The 18030-nt window shown below is 64.6% G+C and carries 15 protein-coding genes; 9 read left to right on the forward strand and 6 right to left on the reverse strand.

Going from position 1 to position 18030, the window contains the following annotated elements:
* Positions 1–4: 4 nt before the first annotated feature.
* Positions 5–1978, reverse strand: coding sequence for a TonB-dependent receptor (locus I6L39_RS14825; RefSeq protein WP_209793093.1), 1974 nt, complete (start codon positions 1976–1978; stop codon positions 5–7).
* Between the two features lie 60 nt (positions 1979–2038).
* The gene (locus I6L39_RS14830) at positions 2039–3274 is read right to left on the reverse strand and encodes an MFS transporter (RefSeq protein ID WP_209791935.1); all 1236 of its coding nucleotides are present in this window, start codon (positions 3272–3274) and stop codon (positions 2039–2041) included.
* 217 nt (positions 3275–3491) lie between these two features.
* On the opposite strand from I6L39_RS14830, the gene I6L39_RS14835 reads away from it, so the two are divergent.
* Complete coding sequence (locus tag I6L39_RS14835; protein ID WP_254203659.1) at positions 3492–4241, forward strand: hypothetical protein; 750 nt, start codon at positions 3492–3494, stop codon at positions 4239–4241.
* Here the strand turns inward: I6L39_RS14835 and I6L39_RS14840 are convergent.
* The 3 genes from I6L39_RS14840 to I6L39_RS14850 form a co-directional block, all read right to left on the reverse strand.
* The gene (locus I6L39_RS14840; protein ID WP_209791939.1) at positions 4235–4696 is read right to left on the reverse strand and encodes a DUF2919 domain-containing protein; all 462 of its coding nucleotides are present in this window, start codon (positions 4694–4696) and stop codon (positions 4235–4237) included. The genes I6L39_RS14835 and I6L39_RS14840 overlap by 7 nt on opposite strands.
* A 133-nt stretch (positions 4697–4829) precedes the next feature.
* Positions 4830–5777, reverse strand: a complete 948-nt coding sequence (gene corA / locus I6L39_RS14845; protein ID WP_209791942.1) for a magnesium/cobalt transporter CorA — start codon at positions 5775–5777, stop codon at positions 4830–4832.
* Between the two features lie 445 nt (positions 5778–6222).
* Positions 6223–7866 carry an electron transfer flavoprotein-ubiquinone oxidoreductase gene (locus tag I6L39_RS14850; RefSeq protein WP_042075360.1) on the reverse strand — a complete coding sequence of 548 codons (1644 nt, stop codon included), beginning with the start codon at positions 7864–7866 and terminating at the stop codon, positions 6223–6225.
* 126 nt (positions 7867–7992) lie between these two features.
* Here I6L39_RS14850 and I6L39_RS14855 point away from each other — a divergent pair, with 126 nt between their 5' ends.
* The 5 genes from I6L39_RS14855 to aroG all read left to right on the forward strand — a co-directional run bounded on the left by I6L39_RS14855 (position 7993) and on the right by aroG (position 13791).
* A complete protein-coding gene (locus I6L39_RS14855; protein WP_216990082.1) occupies positions 7993–8742 on the forward strand; it encodes an electron transfer flavoprotein subunit beta/FixA family protein in 750 nt (249 codons plus the stop codon).
* Positions 8743–8839: 97 nt separating this feature from the next.
* A complete protein-coding gene (locus I6L39_RS14860) occupies positions 8840–9769 on the forward strand; it encodes an electron transfer flavoprotein subunit alpha/FixB family protein (RefSeq protein WP_216990083.1) in 930 nt (309 codons plus the stop codon).
* 224 nt (positions 9770–9993) lie between these two features.
* On the forward strand, positions 9994–11082 hold the full coding sequence (gene serC / locus I6L39_RS14865) for a 3-phosphoserine/phosphohydroxythreonine transaminase (RefSeq protein WP_216990084.1): 1089 nt from the start codon (positions 9994–9996) through the stop codon (positions 11080–11082).
* Positions 11083–11254: 172 nt separating this feature from the next.
* Entirely contained in the window at positions 11255–12538 is a 1284-nt protein-coding gene (gene aroA / locus I6L39_RS14870) for a 3-phosphoshikimate 1-carboxyvinyltransferase (RefSeq protein WP_209791947.1), read from the forward strand.
* Between the two features lie 197 nt (positions 12539–12735).
* Positions 12736–13791 (forward strand): 3-deoxy-7-phosphoheptulonate synthase AroG, encoded by a 1056-nt coding sequence (gene aroG / locus I6L39_RS14875; protein WP_209791949.1) that lies wholly within the window; start codon positions 12736–12738, stop codon positions 13789–13791.
* A gap of 94 nt (positions 13792–13885) precedes the next feature.
* On the opposite strand, the gene I6L39_RS14880 is transcribed toward aroG, so the two are convergent.
* On the reverse strand, positions 13886–14653 hold the full coding sequence (locus I6L39_RS14880) for a TerC family protein (protein ID WP_042075372.1): 768 nt from the start codon (positions 14651–14653) through the stop codon (positions 13886–13888).
* A 73-nt stretch (positions 14654–14726) separates the two neighbouring features.
* Here I6L39_RS14880 and I6L39_RS14885 point away from each other — a divergent pair, with 73 nt between their 5' ends.
* The 3 genes from I6L39_RS14885 (at position 14727) to I6L39_RS14895 (ending at position 17992) form a co-directional block, all read left to right on the forward strand.
* Positions 14727–15842: an ATP-NAD kinase family protein gene (locus I6L39_RS14885; protein WP_216990085.1), complete on the forward strand. Its 1116-nt coding sequence runs from the start codon at positions 14727–14729 to the stop codon at positions 15840–15842.
* Between the two features lie 107 nt (positions 15843–15949).
* Positions 15950–16228, forward strand: coding sequence for a YfcL family protein (locus I6L39_RS14890; protein ID WP_005332956.1), 279 nt, complete (start codon positions 15950–15952; stop codon positions 16226–16228).
* Positions 16229–16327: 99 nt separating this feature from the next.
* Positions 16328–17992 (forward strand): AMP-binding protein, encoded by a 1665-nt coding sequence (locus I6L39_RS14895; protein WP_216990086.1) that lies wholly within the window; start codon positions 16328–16330, stop codon positions 17990–17992.
* Positions 17993–18030 lie beyond the last annotated feature (38 nt).

Consider the following 18030-nt stretch of genomic DNA (forward strand, 5'->3'; position numbering starts at 1 on the left):
TGGCTTACAGCTTGTAATCGACCCCGGCGTAGACGGTACGTCCTTCAAGGATGAAGTCGGCGTCGGTGGCCACCTGGTCACGCTTGGTGTTGGTGAGGTTGGTGATGCCGAGCTTGAAGTCCAGGGCCGGGGTGACGGTCCAGTTGGTGTTGACGTCCAGGGTCTGGTAGTGCTTGGAGGTGAACGCCTGGGCGTTGCGGGCCGGCACCTTGATCACCTGGCTGCCGACATACTGCCAGGCCAGGTTGGCGCTGACGAGCTCGCTCGCCTGCCAGTCCAGGCCGAGGTTGCCGGTGTGATCCGGGGTCTTGGCCAGATCGTCCCCCGTGCTCCTGTCCACTGAGTCCAGCAGGGTGAAGTTGCCGGTCAGCTTGACGTTGTCCAGCACGTCGACCCAGCCGGTCAGCTCCAGACCCTTGATGCGGGCCTCCTTGACGTTGAGGTAGGTCATCACGGTCGGACGGTAGCCCGGGCCCCACTGATCGCTCTGGATCAGATCCTCGATCTCGTTGTGGAAGCCGGTCACCCCGGCGCCGAAGCGCGCGGCCTCGTAAGCGGTGCCCAGTTCATAGCTGACGGCGGTTTCCGGCTTCAGATCCGGGTTGCCGATCACCTGGCAGGCGCCGCGGCAGGCGGTGGTGGAGAAGCCTTCGCTGGACTGGGCCAGGGTCGGTGCCTTGAACGCCTTGCCGGCGCCACCCTTGATCACCCACTCGTCGGTCAGGGTGTAGAGGGCATAGGCACGGGGGCTGAACTCGGAGCCATAGGTCTCGTGGTGATCCAGACGACCGGAGAGGGTCAGCGCCAGATCGCCGAAGCCGAACTCGTCCTGCAGGTAGACGGCGCTCTGGGTCGCATCCACGCTGCCATTGGCGATGTTGCGGCTGTGCTCCAGCTCGGTCTTGCGCAGCTCGGCGCCCGAGGTGAGCAGGTGATCCCCGAGGTAGCCGCTGACCTGACCGTCCACCGTGTTGTTGGTCTGGGTGATGTCGGCGGCACCGCCATTGAGCTGGGAGTCGTCCATCAGATCGGTCTGCTCGAAGTAGTAACGAGCCCGGCTGTCGAAGTGCTCCCAACGGCCGTTGTGGGTCAGCCCCAGGCTCAGGCGATCGAGCTTCTGCACGTTGTGCGGGGTGGCCGGTGCGGTCGGGGCGCGCGGCACGTTGTTGAAGTAGCTGTCCATGTCGTTCTGGTTGTAACCCAGATCGAAGTCGATGTCCTGGTTGTCCGCCACCAGCCACTTCAGGCTGGTCAGCACGTTGACCACCTCGCGCTTCTCCAGCGCGTCGGCGTCCGGGTTGTTGGACTGATCGCTCTTCCAGTTGTCGCGCTGATACCCTTCCACCACCACGCTGCCCAGCAGCTTGTCGTCGATGAGGGCGCCGGAGACGAAGGCGCTGCCCTGGTTGGCATCGCCGCCTTCCCCCTTGGTGGGCATGCTGTGGGTGTAACCCACGGCGGCCTCGGTCTTCTCCTTGGCCTGGCGCAGGATCACGTTGACCACGCCCCCCAGGGCATCTGCTCCGTACAGGGAGGAGACGGGGCCACGGATCACCTCGATGCGCTCGATGGCGGCCATGGGGATGGAGCTCAGGTCGAAGTCGTTGCCGTAGGCGCTGCCCAGGGTCTCGCGGGCGTTGACCCGCTTGCCGTTGATCAGCAGCAGGGTGTAGTCACCCCCCATGCCACGGATCTTGATCTCGTTGCGGCCGGTGGGGTTGGTGGCGATGATGTTGACGCCGGGCACGTGCTTGAGGGCATCGCCGATGTTGTTGACGTTCATCTTGTCCAGATCGGCACGGGTCACCACTGAGACGCTGGCCGGGGCGGTCAGCTCGGTGTGCTTGGTCTGGGTGGCGGTGACCACCACAGTCTCGTTGGCCTTGACGGACTCGGCCTGGGCCAGGCCCGGCAGAGCGATAAGGCCGAGGGAGAGCAGGATGGGGTTCAATTTAAACGGGCCGTGCTGCAACTGCATTGTCAAAAACTCCATGAATAAAACCAGGGTTATGGGGTCCGGATTCTTCTGATCCGGTGCTCACTGACTTCCTTGTCTGGCAGTACCAGAGGCAGGATTATTGTTATCTCTTGTGCTCTTCAGGCTCCGGATGAGGAGCCAGACGCCGGCGCAGGCCAGGAGGCCGCAGGCGATGTTGATCCAGGCCAGGGTGGCGAAGTCGTGCAGGGCGCCCCGTTCGTCGGAGACCAGGTATCTGGCGGAGAGCAGGCTGCCGAGCCCGGCCGCCACATTGGTGACCGTGCCCTGGAAAGACACGAAGGCGGCGCGCTGATGGGGGGCCGGAATGGCCGCCGTGACCGCGAGGGTGGTGCTGGCGCGGGCGGAGCTCAGCGCCATGAAGAGGGTAAACAGCAGATAGACGGGCAGGCCTGCCGGCAGGGCGAAGCCCAGCAGGGTGACCAGGGCCAGCAGCAGGCTGGTGATGAGGATGGCCCCCTGGGCGCGGCCGCGGTCAATCCAGCCGCCGCACAGGCGCATGGTGGCCATGCTGGCGAGGCCGCCGCACAGGTAGAGGGTCGCGATCTGCTCGCGCGGGAAACCCAGGTTGAACTGGAAGTAGTTCGCGAAGTGCGGGATCAGCAGGAAGTGGCCGAACATCTGCAAACAGAGAATGCACAGGGCCCCCTGGCAGAGCGGCGACCCCAGCAACTGGCGCACGCCCTGGCCTGCCGGGGCCCGGTTGACCGGCAGGGACGGCAGCAGCCGGGCGCACAGCAGGGCCAGCAACAGGCCGCTGGCGCCAAACAGCAGGAAGGGGCTCTGCCAGCCGAGCCACTGGGCCAGCACCAGGGCGACGGGCACGATCAGGATAGCGGCCAGGGAGAACGCCATGCCCACGTAGGCGAGACGGCGTCCGCGATCGCTTGGGGGCACCAGATCCAGCACCGCCGCCATCAGGATGGCGGAGAGCGGGCCCGCCACGCAGCCGGACAGGATAAAGAGCAGCAGCAGGGTCTGGCTATCCTCGGCCAGGGCGCAGGCCATCAGCAGCAGGAAGCGCAGCGTCAGCAACAGGATCAGGGCGGGTTTGCGATTGACCCGATCCAGCCAGGGGGCGGCCAGGAGCCCCATCAGGGCGGCGGCCAGGGTGGCGCCGCCGCTGAAGTCACCGGTCTGCTCCGGCGCCATGCCGAGACTCGTCACCAGATCCGGCCCAAGGGGCATCACCATCATCATGCTGCCCATGGAGAGCATGTTGATGAGCAGGGCCAGATGGATGGCTGCAGGGGTGGAGACGACGGGTTCTGGCTTCATCAGAGGCTGACTCGAAAAAATGAGTCCGAATTGTATCCGAGGGTTTTTGGTGTGACAACAAATGATAACCATTTTTATTTGTATTGAGTGGTCTTTTAATGAGTCTTTGTGAAGGAGGCTCCTGCCATCCGGCGGGAGTCTGGACGAGCACGTTCATTGCAATCGGGGCGCCATGGCCCATGATGGCAGGAGTGATGGATGCGAGGGGAAGGCGATGATGAGAGTGTGGTTATATGGGGTGCTCGGGTGCTGCTGGCTCTGGGCCCAGCCCCTGCGGGCCGAGGTCAAGGTGATCCCGGTGTTTGAGGCGCAGGCCATGGTGCAGACCCTCAAGGAGATCTACCCGGATCTCGGGGTGAGCGCCATGGGCAACCAGCTGGTGTTGAGCGGCAGCGCGGCCCGGTTGCAGGAGGCCGAGGCAACCCTGGCCCAGCTCAACCTGCCCCCCCAGAGCCTGCTGATCGAGTGGCGGGTGGATGGCGCCTCGAGCAGCCGGCAACTGGGAGTGGGTGTTGGCAATGACAATGCCAGACGAGAGTGGCTGGTGGAGGGCGGGGCCCAGGATTACCAGCGCACCCAGCAGGACAACTGGCAGGTACGCGGCCTCTCCGGGCGGCCCGTGCTGCTGCAGATGGGCTCCTATCAGCCGGTCACCTTCTACCGGTGGCAGGGGGGGAGGGTGGTGGCCATGATGCCGCTGGTGAACGGCCTCTACGCCACCGCGACCCTGATAGGGGAGAGGGTGCAGGTGGCGCTCAGCAGCGAGCAGGCTCGCCTGGAGAGAGGGGATGTCAAGACAGGCCAGAGTGCCACCGAGGTGAGCGGCGCGCCGGGTGAGTGGCTGACGGTGGGAGAGCTTTCCACCACCCAGGGAAGCCAGGGGGCCGCGATCGCCAACCCATCAGGCATAAACACGGCCAGCGGCAGCGAGCGCCAGACCCTGCAGATCCGGGTCACCCGTCAATGAGGCTGATCCACGGCGTAATCCCGCAACTGGCGGCTCCTTAGCAGATACCAGAGTGCCCAGAGGCTGGCGATCAGCACCAGGGCGGTGGGCCAGCTGAACGACCACTGCTGCAGGTTGAGGCTGTGCAACTGCATTACCAGGCCGCTCGCGGTGGAGCAGAGCAACAGGGCGCGGCTGTGGCGCCTGAGCCAGGCGCGCGGGCTTCGGGTCTGGCGATAGGTGCCGCCGCAGGCGAGCAGCGCCAGCATGGCGGGCAGGTCGGTGAGCAGGCTGAGGTAGAGGGTGATCCTGTCCGGGTAGAAGAGGGTCAGGATGGCGCTGCCGCTCTCCCGGGTGACGCCGGCCATCAGAAACAGCCAGACCGAGCGGGTCAGCAGCAGGGCGATGGGCCAGAACCAGAGCGGCGGGCGCAACTGGCCGTGATCGTCGTAGCGGTGTTCGGGGTAGAGGGTCATAAGGCCCGTTCCGGGGTTGAACTATTGATGCAGGGGATATGGGGCGGGGGGCTGCCCTTTGCAAGGCGGGGGAATTAATCGGGGGGCCCTGCCCCCCAATCCACGTCTCTCTTGTCCGGTGCCCGGATGGCCGTTACAGCCAGCCCTTGCGCTTGAAGAAGAGGCCGGTGCCGAGGGACGACATCACCATCAGCACCAGGGACATCGCGTAGCCATATTCCCAGGCGAGCTCCGGCATGCGGCCGAAGTTCATGCCGTAGATGCTGGCGATCAGGGTCGGCGGCAGGAAGATCACCGCGGCCACCGAGAAGATCTTGATCACCTTGTTCTGCTCCAGGTTGGTCACCCCCATGGAGGCCTCCAGCTGGAAGTTGATCTTGTCGAACAGGAACTGGGTGTGGGGCAGCAGGGACTCCACGTCGTGCAGCATCTCGTCGATCCACTTGTTCTGCTCCCCCGTCATGCGCTGGCGCAGGCTGCGCTTGAGGAAACGCAGGGCGCGGCGGGTATCGTGCAGGGAGAGGCGGATCTGGCCGTTGGCCTCTTCCTGGGCCATCAGCTCCTTGAGCATGGGGTTGATCTGGTCCGGCTCGAAGATCTGATCGGCGGTGTTTTCCAGGGTCTTGTACCCATCCTCGATGAGATCGGAGAGATATTCCACCTTGAGGTTCTGCACCTCCAGCAGGATGTCCAGGGCGTCTTCGACCTCCAGCCTGTCCTGGCGCATGTAGTGGCGCAGCAGGCGCACCAGGCCGATGTCATCCTCGCGGATGCTGATCAGCAGGTTGTTGCGCAGGGTGAAGGAGACGTGCACCCCCTTGGTGTCGCGGCCGATGCGCTGGGGAAACAGGGAGTGGATGTGCAGACCGTCGGTGTCCCAGTAGAAGCGGGCGGACGCCTCGATGTCATCCAGCTCCTCCTTGTCGGGGACCTCCTCCAGGAACAGGCCCGTCAACCATTCTCGCTCCGCTGTATCCGGCTTGTAGGCATCCAGCCAGACGGTGTTGTCGGGGACGATGTCGTCCGGCCCGAGCGTGACTATGTCCAGCACCTTGTTGTTGAGAATGTAGGCGGTGATCATCTGTCCCCCCTTAAGAAGTCATGGGTAATCAGGGATGGTTGCACAGGTTCATGCGGCCTTAGATCGCACGGAAAGCGATCCCATGAAATAGCATAACGAGGCCGATGGACAACCTGAATGCGGCGAACTATACAGGGGCGGGCCCCGCTTGTCAGGGCCTATTCATCGGGGGTTCAGCCTGTTTGCTCAAAAAATCGGCGAGGTCGGAGCAGCGGATCCGGCCGCGAAAGCGGGGATCCTGGCGCCGCCCTTTCCTATCCCCCCATGGGGGAGGTGGAGCCGTCTTCTTGTGGGTTGTGGGGCGTCCCAGCCGCAAAGGGGCCGCAGGCGGTGGATCCTCAAGGCCGCCGGCTTCCTCGCATATCGGGATAGTGGGGCCCCGAGCCCCCTGGGGCGGGCCGGGACTGTATTCTGGCACCGAGCATCCTGGATATAGCGGGTCTCCTCACATATTGGGATAGTTGGGCCCCGAGCCCCCCTGAGGCGGGGTCCAGACGATGTTCTGACTGGGGTCCTTGATGTCGCAAGTCTTGCAGTGGATACAGTTGGCTGCGTTTATCTGCAGCCTTGGCCGGGTCTCTTCATCCAGGATCTCGAAGACGCCGGCCGGGCAGTAGCGCTGGGCGGGTTCGGCCCAGGTGGGCAGGTTGACCTCGACCGGAATGCGCGCGTCCTGGAGCCTCAGGTGACAGGGTTGATCCTCGTCGTGGCTGGTGTTGGAGAGATAAACGGAAGAGAGCTTGTCGAAGCTGAGCCGCCCGTCCGGCTTGGGATAGTCGATGGGCTGGCAGCGGCTCGCCAGGCGCAACTGGCGGTAGTCCGGCTCCCGATCCTTCAGGGTGAAGGGGGAATTGCGAGCAAAGAGGCGCTGCTCCAGCCAGTTGAAGGCGCCGCCCAGCCAGGGGCCGAAGCGGTGTAGGGCGGCGCCGAAGTTGCGGGCTGCGATCAGCTCCCTAGCCAGCCAGCTCTGTTGCAGCGCGTCCTGATACTCGGCCAGATCCCGCCCCCCTTCATCGCCCCCGCGCAGGGCCATGGCGACCGTGCTGGCCGCCAACATGCCGGACTTCATGGCGGTGTGGATCCCCTTGATGCGGGAGAAATCCAGGGTGCCGGCGTCGCAGCCGATGAGCAGGCCGCCGGGGAAGTGCATGCGCGGCAAGGAGTGCCAGCCCCCCTTGGCGATGGCGCGGGCACCGTAGCTGATGCGCTCGCCCCCCTGCAGGGTCTGCGCGATGAGCGGGTGGTGCTTGAGGCGCTGGAACTCGTCGAAGGGGCTGAGCCAGGGATTCTGGTAGTTGAGATCGACGATGAGACCGACCGCCACCTGATCCTGGGCCAGATGATAGAGATAAAAGCCCCCCTGGCTCTTGCTGCCCTTCCCCTCGCCGAGCGGCCAGCCGCTGCCGTGCAGCACCCGGCCAGGGTGGGACTGGCTCGCCGGCACCTGCCACAACTCCTTGAAGCCGATGGCGTAATGTTGCGGCTGGATCCTGCTCTCCAGGTTGAACGCGTCGATCAACTGCTTGCCGAGGTGGCCGCGGGCCCCCTCGGCGAACAGGGTGTAGCGGCCATATAGCGCCATGCCGGGCACGTGATCCCCCTTGGGGTTGCCCTCCCGATCCAGCCCGAGATCACCGGTGATCACGCCTCTCACCCTTCCCGCCTCCAGAATGAGCTCGCTCGCGGCGAAGCCCGGGTAGATCTCCACCCCCAGGGCCTCGGCCTGTTTGCCGAGCCAGCGGCAGAGGTTGCCGAGGCTGATGATGTGGCTGCCGTCGTTGTGCATGCGCGGCGGCACCGCCCAGTGGGGCAGTTGCAGGGCGCGGCTGTCGCTTTGCAGCAGGTGCACCTGATCGTCGTTGACCTCGACTCCGAGCGGAGCCTGTTGCCACGTATCCGGCAGCAGCTCCTTGAGGGCGACGGGGTCGAACAGGGCGCCGGAGATCAGATGGGCGCCGATCTCGGCCCCCTTCTCCAGCAGGCAGACCGAGAGGGCCGGGGCCTGCTGCTTCAGTGCGATGGCGGCACTCAGGCCTGCCGGGCCGCCACCGACGATGACGACATCAAATTCCATTGCTTCGCGTTCCATCTTGCCTCTGCACTCGACTTGGCCTAGGGTAGTGCTGGTAGTTTACGTAAACGTAAACCACTTTGTCAGCAGAAAAGTGAGTGACGACAAGGTGGACCCACACAACAGGCACGAGGGATGACCGCCATGAAGCTGCTGGTCGCAGTCAAACGGGTCGTTGATTACAACGTCAGGATCCGGGTCAAGGGCGATGGCTCCGATGTGGAGCTCGCCAATGTGAAGATGGGTATGAACCCGTTTTGTGAAATCGCGGTGGAGGAGGGGGTCAGGCTGCGGGAAGCCGGGGTGGCGAGCGAGCTGGTGGTGGTGACCTTGGGCCCCGAGGCCGCGGCCGAACAGCTGCGCCACGCCCTGGCCCTGGGGGCGGATCGGGCGCTGCACTATGTGACCGACGAAATCCTGACTCCGCTCACCGTGGCCAGGGCGCTGCAAAAGGTGTGCGGGCAGGAGCAGCCCAGTCTGGTGCTGCTCGGCAAGCAGTCCATCGATTCTGACAACAATCAGGTGGGGCAGATGCTCGCCGCCCTCAATGACTGGCCACTCGCCACCTTCGCTTCTGCCATCAGGCTGGTGGAGGGGGAATTGCAGGTGACCCGCGAGATAGACGGCGGCCTCGAGACCCTCGGCATGGCGCTGCCCGCCGTGGTGACCGTGGACTTGCGCCTCAACGAGCCGCGTTTTGCCTCGCTCCCCAACATCATGAAGGCGAAGCGCAAGCCGCTGGAGAGCCAGCCGTTTGCCGCCCTCGGGGTGGTACCGGCCGGCCAGACCCGGCAGCTCGGGGTGATGGCGCCGCCGGTGCGCCGTGCCGGCATCAAGGTGGGCTCGGTGGACGAGCTGCTGGACAAGCTCAAGCACGAAGCCGGGGTGCTCTGATGGGCGGGGTAGGAATGCCTCCCGCAGGCCAGGGCGCCGTGCGTGGGGCAAGGGCCCCGGGGAGCGAGAGATCAATGGATGACATTAAGGTGCTGCCATGAGCGTACTTGTGATTGCGGAACATCATCAGGGGCGGATCGTCGACAACCTGGCCCAGCTGGTCACGGCGGCGGGCCTGCTGGGGGGCGAGGTGCACCTCCTGCTGCTGGGGCAGGGGCTGACGGAGGCGGGCGAGCAGGCCGCCGCCCTCACGGGGGTGAGCCGGGTGCTGCTGGCCGAGCACCCCATGCTGGCTGAGGAGTTGAACGACGGGGTCGACAAGCTGCTGGCCAGCGTGGTGAAGGACTATCAGCACTGCCTGATGGCGGCCAGCAGCCAGGGCAAGGATCTGCTGCCGCGGGTGGCGGCGCGGCTCGGCGTCGAGATGATCGCCGAGGTGATCGGCATCGAGGGGCCCGATACCTTCCTGCGCCCCATCTATGCGGGCAACGCCATCGCCCGGGTGGCGAGCAGTGCCCCCGTCAAGGTGCTCACCGTGCGGCCCACCGCCTTCGCCAAGGCCGGACCCGGCGGCGGTCACGCCGTGATAGAGCGTCTGCCGGTGACCGAGATGTGCTGCCGTACCCGCCTCATCGAGCGGCGTGCGGTGCGCTCGGCACGGCCCGAGCTCGGGGCGGCCCGGGTGGTGGTCTCCGGCGGGCGGGCGCTCGGTTCCAAGGAGCAGTTTGCCCTTATCGACGCCCTGGCGGACAAGCTGGGGGCCGCGGTCGGGGCGTCGCGGGCGGCGGTGGATGCAGGTTATGTCTCCAACGACCTGCAGGTGGGACAGACCGGCAAGGTGGTGGCCCCCGAGCTCTATATCGCGGTGGGCATCTCGGGCGCCATCCAGCATCTGGCGGGGATGAAGGAGTCCAAGGTGATCGTCGCCATCAACAAGGATGCCGAGGCCCCCATCTTCCAGGTGGCGGACTACGGCCTGGTGGGGGATCTCTTCACCCTGCTGCCGGAGCTCACCGCCAAGCTGTAAATCTGTCGACGCGGGGCGGGAGGCGTCAATGGTGCGCGCTTGCTCCCATATCCACGCATGTTCTCTGCAAGCCCTGACTCGTTCAGGGCTTTTTTCTGGTCGGTGCCCGGTGGCGCGGGGGCAAAAGCTTGCGCCGGATCCCAAAAAGCCTTTGCCCCCACGGGGGCCTGTCGTGTAAAAACGTTCGAGTCATCGATCACTCTCATCCACTCACGGAAAGCGTCATGAGCAAACAGATTTACAACTTCTGCGCCGGCCCCGCCATGCTGCCGGTTGAAGTCATGGAGCGCGCCCAGCGCGAATTTTGTAATTTCCAGGGGCTGGGAGCCTCGGTCATGGAGCTGTCCCACCGTGGCAAGCCCTATATGGCGGTCGCCGAGAAGGCCGAGGCGGACCTGCGCGACCTGCTGTCCGTGCCGGACAACTACAAGGTGCTCTTCATGCACGGCGGCGGCCGGGGCCAGTTCTCCGCCGTGCCTATGAACCTGCTGGGGGGCGCCAACAGGAAGGCAGATTACCTGGTGACCGGCGTCTGGGCCCAGAGCGCCGTGGATGAAGCCCAGAAATATGGCGACATCCAGACCTTCCAGGGGGTGGCCAAGAACGAGCAGGGGGTGTCCCACCTGCTGCCGACCCCGGCGTTTCGCACCGATGCCGCCTATGTGCACTACTGCCCGAACGAAACCATCGACGGCATCGAGATGTTCGACATCCCGGCCACCGGCGATGTGCCCCTGGTGGCGGATCTCTCCTCCACCATTCTCTCCCGTCCCCTCGACGTGAGCCGCTTCGGCATCCTCTATGCCGGCGCCCAGAAGAACATCGGCCCCTCGGGGCTGGCCATCGCCATCGTGCGGGACGACCTGCTGAACCAGGCCCGCGCCGACGTGCCCTCTGTCTTCGACTACCGGCTCACCGCCAAGCACGACTCCATGTTCAACACGCCGCCCACCTACGCCTGGTATCTGGCCGGCCTGGTGTTCGAGTGGCTCAAGGGGCAGGGTGGGCTTGAAGCGATGGAGGTGCGCAACAAGGAGAAGGCCGACTTCCTCTACGGCTACCTGGATCAGTCCAGCTTCTATGGCAACAAGGTGGATGCGGCCTGCCGCTCCCGCATGAACGTGCCGTTCCAGCTCAAGAACGAGGCCCTGGACGGACTCTTCCTGGCCGAATCTGAGGCCGCCGGCCTGCTGGCGCTCAAGGGGCACCGCATCGTCGGTGGCATGCGTGCCAGCCTGTACAACGCCATGCCGCTGGAAGGGGTCAAGGCCCTGGTGAGCTTTATGGATGACTTCGCCAAGCGCCACGGCTGAGGCGTGTTTCCCCGATAGCATTGACGCCGGGAATGCCCGGCGTCTGTTTTTCCAGAAGATCCTGACCGCCGGCGTTCTCGTCCCGGTTTTGTGCCGCCGCCGGTCTTGCCGCGCGGGGCGCGGGCTGCTAACGTCCGGTCAGGTGATTTACTTGAGATCGTACAGGAAGTCTATGAATTCGTTGCGTTTGGAACCCATTTCTAGCGTGGCCGGTGTGGTCAATCTGCCCGGCTCCAAGAGCGTGTCCAACCGGGCCCTGCTGCTGGCAGCCCTGGCCCGTGGCACCACCCGGCTCACCAACCTGCTCGACAGCGACGACATCCGCCACATGCTGGCGGCGCTGACCCAGCTTGGCGTGAAGTACAAGCTCTCCGCCGACAAGACGGAGTGCACCGTGCACGGTCTGGGTCGCAGTTTCGCCGTGAAGGAGCCGGTCAATCTGTTCCTCGGCAACGCCGGCACCGCCATGCGTCCGCTGTGCGCCGCGTTGTGTCTGGGCTCCGGCGAATACACCCTGGGCGGCGAGCCACGCATGGAAGAGCGCCCCATCGGTCATCTGGTGGATGCCCTGCGCGAAGCGGGCGCCCACATCCAGTACCTGAAGAAAGACGGCTATCCGCCCCTGGTGGTGGATGCCAAGGGGCTCTGGGGCGGCGACGTCCACGTCGACGGCTCCGTATCCAGCCAGTTCCTGACGGCGTTTTTGATGGCGGCCCCCATGGCGGCCGGCGACACCCGCATCCACATCAAGGGGGAGCTGGTCTCCAAGCCCTACATCGACATCACCCTGCACATCATGAAGCAGTTCGGGGTGGTCATCGAGCACGACGACTACAAGGTGTTCTACATCAAGGGCAACCAGAGCTATGTCAGCCCGGGTGACTTCCTGGTGGAAGGGGATGCCTCCAGCGCCTCCTACTTCCTCGCGGCGGGGGCCATCAAGGGCAAGGTGCGGGTCACCGGCATCGGCAAGCACAGCATCCAGGGGGACATCCACTTCGCCGACGTGCTGGAGAAGATGGGCGCCCGCATCACCTGGGGCGACGACTTCATCGAGGCCGAGCAGGGCGAGCTGCACGGCATCGACATGGACATGAACCACATCCCGGATGCGGCCATGACCATCGCCACCACGGCGCTGTTCGCCAAGGGCACCACCACCATCCGCAACATCTACAACTGGCGTGTGAAGGAGACGGACCGCCTGCACGCCATGGCCACCGAACTGCGCAAGCTGGGCGTGGAGGTGGAGGAGGGGCACGACTTCATCACCGTCACCCCGCCAGAGCAGCTCAAGCACGCGGCCATCGACACCTACAACGATCACCGCATCGCCATGTGCTTCTCCCTGGTGGCCCTGTCGGACACCCCGGTCACCATCAACGATCCGGGTTGTACCTCCAAGACCTTCCCGGATTACTTCGACAAGCTGGCCAGCGTCAGTCAGGCCGTTTAAGCCCGTCGGGCCCGCCTTGGTGCGGGCCTTTTCGTTTCTGCTCCCCGCCAGCCCCCCGCCTTTAGCAGCATTGATAAAACTTGCAAGGTTACGTAATAAAATTCTTTATCAGGGAATGTAATTTTCTATTTACACCGACCCGGCACAGGGCTAGATTGAGATCTCTTCATCGCAGTCATCTAGCAGGAAACTTGGTCATGCAGCATCAAACCGACGACGTTCGTATCAGTGAAATCAAAGAGTTATTGCCCCCGGTTGCGGTGCTTGAGAAGTTTCCGGCGACCGAGACCGCATCAAATACCGTGTTTGAATCCCGTCAGGCCATCCACAACATCCTGGCCGGTGAGGATCAGCGCCTGCTGGTGGTGATCGGCCCCTGCTCCATCCACGATCCGGTTGCCGCCCTGGAGTACGGCAAGCGCCTCAAGGTGCTGCGCGACGAGCTGAAAGATCAGCTGGAGATAGTGATGCGGGTCTACTTCGAGAAGCCGCGCACTACTGTGGGCTGGAAGGGGCTCATCAACGACCCCTACCTCGACAACAGCTGCCAGATCAACGACGGCCTGCGCCTGGGGCGCAAGCTCTTGCTGGATCTCAACGACATGGGGCTGCCGACCGCCTCCGAATTCCTCGACATGATCACCCCGCAATACGTGGCGGATCTGATGAGCTGGGGGGCCATCGGCGCCCGCACCACCGAGTCCCAGGTGCACCGCGAGCTGGCCTCAGGTCTCTCCTGCCCGGTGGGCTTCAAGAACGGCACAGATGGCACCATCAAGGTGGCCATCGACGCCATCGGCGCCGCCAGCGCCCCGCACCACTTCCTGTCGGTGACCAAATACGGCCACTCCGCCATCGTCTCGACTCGGGGCAACCCGGATTGCCACATCATACTGCGCGGTGGCCGCGAGCCGAACTACAGTGCCGCCCACGTGGGCGAGGTGGTGAAGGGGCTGGAGAAGGCCGGTCTGCCCCAGAAGGTGATGATCGACTTCAGCCACGCCAACAGCAGCAAGCAGTTCAAGAACCAGATGCTGGTGGCCGAGGACGTGGCCGGTCAGCTGCGTGCCGGCAGCAAGGCGGTGTTCGGCGTCATGGTGGAGAGCCACCTGGTGGAGGGTCGCCAGGATCTGGTGGAAGGGTGCGAGCTCACCTTCGGCCAGAGCATCACGGACGCCTGCATCGGCTGGGCCGATACCGAGGTGCTGCTGCGCAACCTGGCGGATGCCGTGGCTACCCGCAACGCCCTCTGAGCCGACGGGCAGGCCTGCCCGCCCACGGCGATGAACAGACAATAAAAAAGCGCGACCTCGGGTCGCGCTTTTTGTTGGCTCTTGAAGAGGGGGCTTACTTGGCCCGCTCCTGATGGCCGCGCAGGCGGATGTTGATCATCTCCACCACCAGCGAGAAGGCCATGGCGAAGTAGATGTAACCCTTCGGAATGTGCAGATCCAGCCCCTCGGCCATCAGGGCGACCCCGACCAGGATGAGGAAGGCGAGGGCCAGCATCTTGATGGTGGGGTGGGTGTCGACGAAGTCGCCGATGGCCTTGGCGGCAAACATCATGACGCCGACGGCGATGACGATGGCCAGCACCATGACAGGCACGTGATCCGCCATGCCGACCGCGGTGATGACGGAGTCCAGGCTGAAGATGATGTCGAGGATGGCGATCTGCACCAGGGTCGACAGGAAGCCGGCGGTCTTGCTCACCACCCCCGCCTCTTCGGCGGCCCCTTCCAGGCTCTGGTGGATCTCGTGGGTACTCTTGGCGATGAGGAACAGGCCCCCCACCAGCAGGATCAGATCCCGACCGGAGATGGCTTCATTCAGCACGCTGAACAGCGGCTCGGTGAGGCGCATCACCCAGGCCAGGGAGAGCAGCAGCAGGATGCGGGTGCCCATGGCGAGCCCCAGCCCCAGGATCCGCGCCTTCTGGCGCTGTGCCTCCGGCAGGCGACCCACCAGGATGGAGATGAAGATGATGTTGTCGATGCCCAGCACGATCTCGAGCAGGGTCAGGGTGGCGAGCGCGACCCAGGCGGAGGGGTCAGCAATCCATTCCAGCATGATTGAACCTTGGTTGAACTTTGGTTGAGGGGTGAAGTCGCGCATTCTAGCAGGGGGTTATGGCTTGTCCCAGTGGCGGGAAAAGATAAAAATGGCGGCGATCCAACAGGAGGGAAACATGTTTCGATTAGGGCTCATCATCAACCCCATCGCCGGTATCGGCGGGGCCGTCGGTCTCAAGGGCAGCGACGGCATGGTCGCCGAGGCGCTGGCGCGGGGCGCCGTCCCCAAGGCCCGGGAGCGGGCCCGCCAGGCCCTGGCCCCTCTGTGCGAACTGACCACGCCATTCGAGCTGCTGACGGTGGCCGGGGAGATGGGGGCCGGGCTCGCCGCCGAGCTGAACCTGCCCCATCGCATCGTTTACCAGCCCGCCGGGGCCCAGACGAGCGCCGAGGACACCCGGGCCGCCGCCCTGGCCCTGCGCGAGGCCGGTGTGGATCTGCTGCTCTTCGCCGGTGGCGATGGCACCGCCAGGGACATCTGCGCCGCCGTGGGAGAGTCCTGCCATGTGCTCGGCATCCCGGCGGGGTGCAAGATCCACTCCGGGGTCTACGGGGTGACGCCGGCGGCGAGCGGCCGGGTGGTGGCACGGATGATCGCCGGCGAGCTGCTGAGCCTGGTGGATGCCGAGGTGATGGACATCGACGAGGAGGCGTTCCGGGCGGGCAAGGTGCGTGCCCGCCACTACGGCCAGCTGCTGGTGCCCGGGGATCTGCGCTACGTGCAGGCGACCAAGCAGGGCGGAAAGGAGTCCGAGGAGCTGGTGCTCGCCGATCTCGCCGCCGGCGTGGTGGAGCAGATGGAACCCGATACCCTCTACCTGATGGGGTCGGGGAGCACGGTGGCCGCCTGCATGGCGGAGCTGGGTCTCGAAAATACATTGCTCGGTGTGGATCTGGTGGAAAATGGCCGGCTTATCGGGCAGGATCTGTCCGCCGCGGATATCCTGACCCGGATCCGCGGCCGTCGCTGCCGTCTGATCATCACCCTGATCGGCGGTCAGGGACATCTGTTCGGGCGCGGAAATCAGCAATTGAGTCCAGACGTGATCCGGGCCGTCGGGCGAGACCATATCCAGGTGCTCGCGACCAAGACCAAGCTGGCGGCCCTCGATGGCCGTCCGCTGGTGGTGGATACCGATGACCCGGCACTGAACCGGTCGTTGAGTGGTTATCTGCGCATAACCACGGGATACAAGGATCAGGTCATCTACCCGGTGGCCAACCCGGAATAGGACATCAAGGATGCGGCTGGCCTGGCGCCAGAGAGCCGCGATCAACCGGATCGCGGTTTCACTCCCCCGAATTTTTGCCGGCAACCCCGGAAATGAGGCTGCGTTAAATGACGATTCACGATTTTGAACACAAGTTGTTGGGACTGATCGACGCCATGGTCGCCACGGCCAGCGAAGACGAGCTGTTTGCGGGCGGCTATCTGCGGGGTCATATCTCCCTCGCGGTGGCCCGTGCCGAGCTGGAGGGCAAGACGCTGGTGCGGGACGTCAAGAGCTATGTGCTGCGCAGCCTGAACGAGGCCATCCTGCAGGGGGAGCTCTCCGAGCAGGACGAGGTGCTGGTGCAGGAGATGTGGAAGCGTCTGCAACAGCAGGCGGAAGCTTGATCCCATTCGCAGTTCAAACACAAGTTTAAGTAATCTGCTTCCCTGAGTGTTATCAAAAGGTTAATAATGAGGCTCGCCTTTTGTTTCAGGGATTAAACCATGGCCTCCTCCGCACGCATTGCCAACAAACTGCCGCTCGAGATGCTCTATCACTGGGAGCGGCAGTGTCCCGACCGGATCTACCTTCGCCAGACCATCCACCGCGAGTACGTCGACTTCACCTGGGGTGAGGTCGCCGACGAGGCGCGACGCATGGTGACGGCACTGCGTGCCCTGGGGCTGGCCCCGGGGGACAAGGTGGCCCTGCTCTCCAAGAACTGTGCCCAGTGGTTCATCGCCGATCTGGCGATGCAGATGGGGGGCTACGTGAGCGTACCCATCTACCCCACCGCCAACGTCGACACCATCGAATACGTGCTGCGCCACAGCGAGGCCAGGGCGATCTTCGTCGGCAAGCTGGACGACTGGAAGAGCCAGGAGGCGGGGGTGCCCGGCGACCTGCTGCGCATCGCCTTCCCCTATGACACCATGCCGGCGGCCCACCAGTGGGACGATCTGCTGGCGCAATACGACCCCATTCCGGATAGCCCGGTGCAGGCGCCGGATGCCCTGCTGAGCCTGGTCTACACCTCCGGCAGCACCGGCAAGCCCAAGGGGGCCATGCTGAGCGTGGAGCGTTACGCCTGGTCCTGCGAGAAGCTGGTGGAGGCGGTCTCCCTCACCGCGGAGGATCGCGGGTTCTCCTATCTGCCGCTCGCCCACATCACGGAGCGGGTCTACATCTACGGCGGCAGCCTGTTCAGCGGTGCCACCATCGCCTTCCCCGAGTCCCTCGACACCTTCATCGAGGACGTCAAGCGCTGCCGTCCCACCGTCTTCATCTCGGTGCCGCGGCTCTGGGCCATGTTCCGCATCAAGATCCACGAGAAGCTGCCCCAGAAGAAGCTCGCGCTGCTGCTCAAGATCCCGTTCATTTCCGGCCTGGTGAAAGGCAAGCTGCAAAAGGGGCTGGGGCTGGATCAGGCGCGGGTGCTGGGCTGCGGCTCGGCGCCGGTGGCGCCGGCCCTGCTCGAGTGGTATCACAGCATCGGCCTCAATATCACCGAGGCCTGGGGCATGACCGAAAACCACGCCTACTCCACCCTCAACTACCCCTTCCGGGCGGACAAGATAGGCACCGTCGGCAAGGCAGGGCCCGGGGTGACCATCAGGATCTCCGAGGAAGGGGAGATCCTCTGTCGCTGCGACGGCATGATGGTGGGCTACTACAAGGATCCCGAGCACAGCCGCGAGGCCATCGATGACGACGGCTGGCTCCACACCGGCGACATGGGCAAGCTGGACAGGGAGGGCTACCTCACCATCACCGGCCGCATGAAGGACGTCTTCAAGACCGCCAAGGGCAAGTACGTGGCCCCGGTGCCCATCGAGGGGATGCTGGGGCAGGAGCCTATCATCGAGCAGCTGTGCGTCATCGGCTACGGCATGCCGCAGCCGGTCGCCCTGGTGCAACTGGCGGAGAGCGCCATGAAGGCCGACAGGGCCGGGGTGGACGCCGAGCTGGAGGCCGCCCTCGATCGGGTCAACGACAAGCTGGAGTCCCATGCCCGCCTGCGCGGCATCCTGGTGGTCAAGACCCCCTGGAACATCGAGAACGGGGTGCTGACCCCCACCATGAAGATCCGCCGCCACCTGCTGGAGCAGAAGTACGCGGACATCGGCGAGCGCTGGTCCGGCAGTCAGCGCATCCTGTGGGAGTCCTGACAGGGGAGAGAGAGCGGTATCTGGAAGACACATACAAA

The sequence above is a fragment of the Aeromonas sp. FDAARGOS 1409 genome, assembly GCF_019048705.1.
GTDB lineage: Bacteria > Pseudomonadota > Gammaproteobacteria > Enterobacterales > Aeromonadaceae > Aeromonas > Aeromonas sanarellii.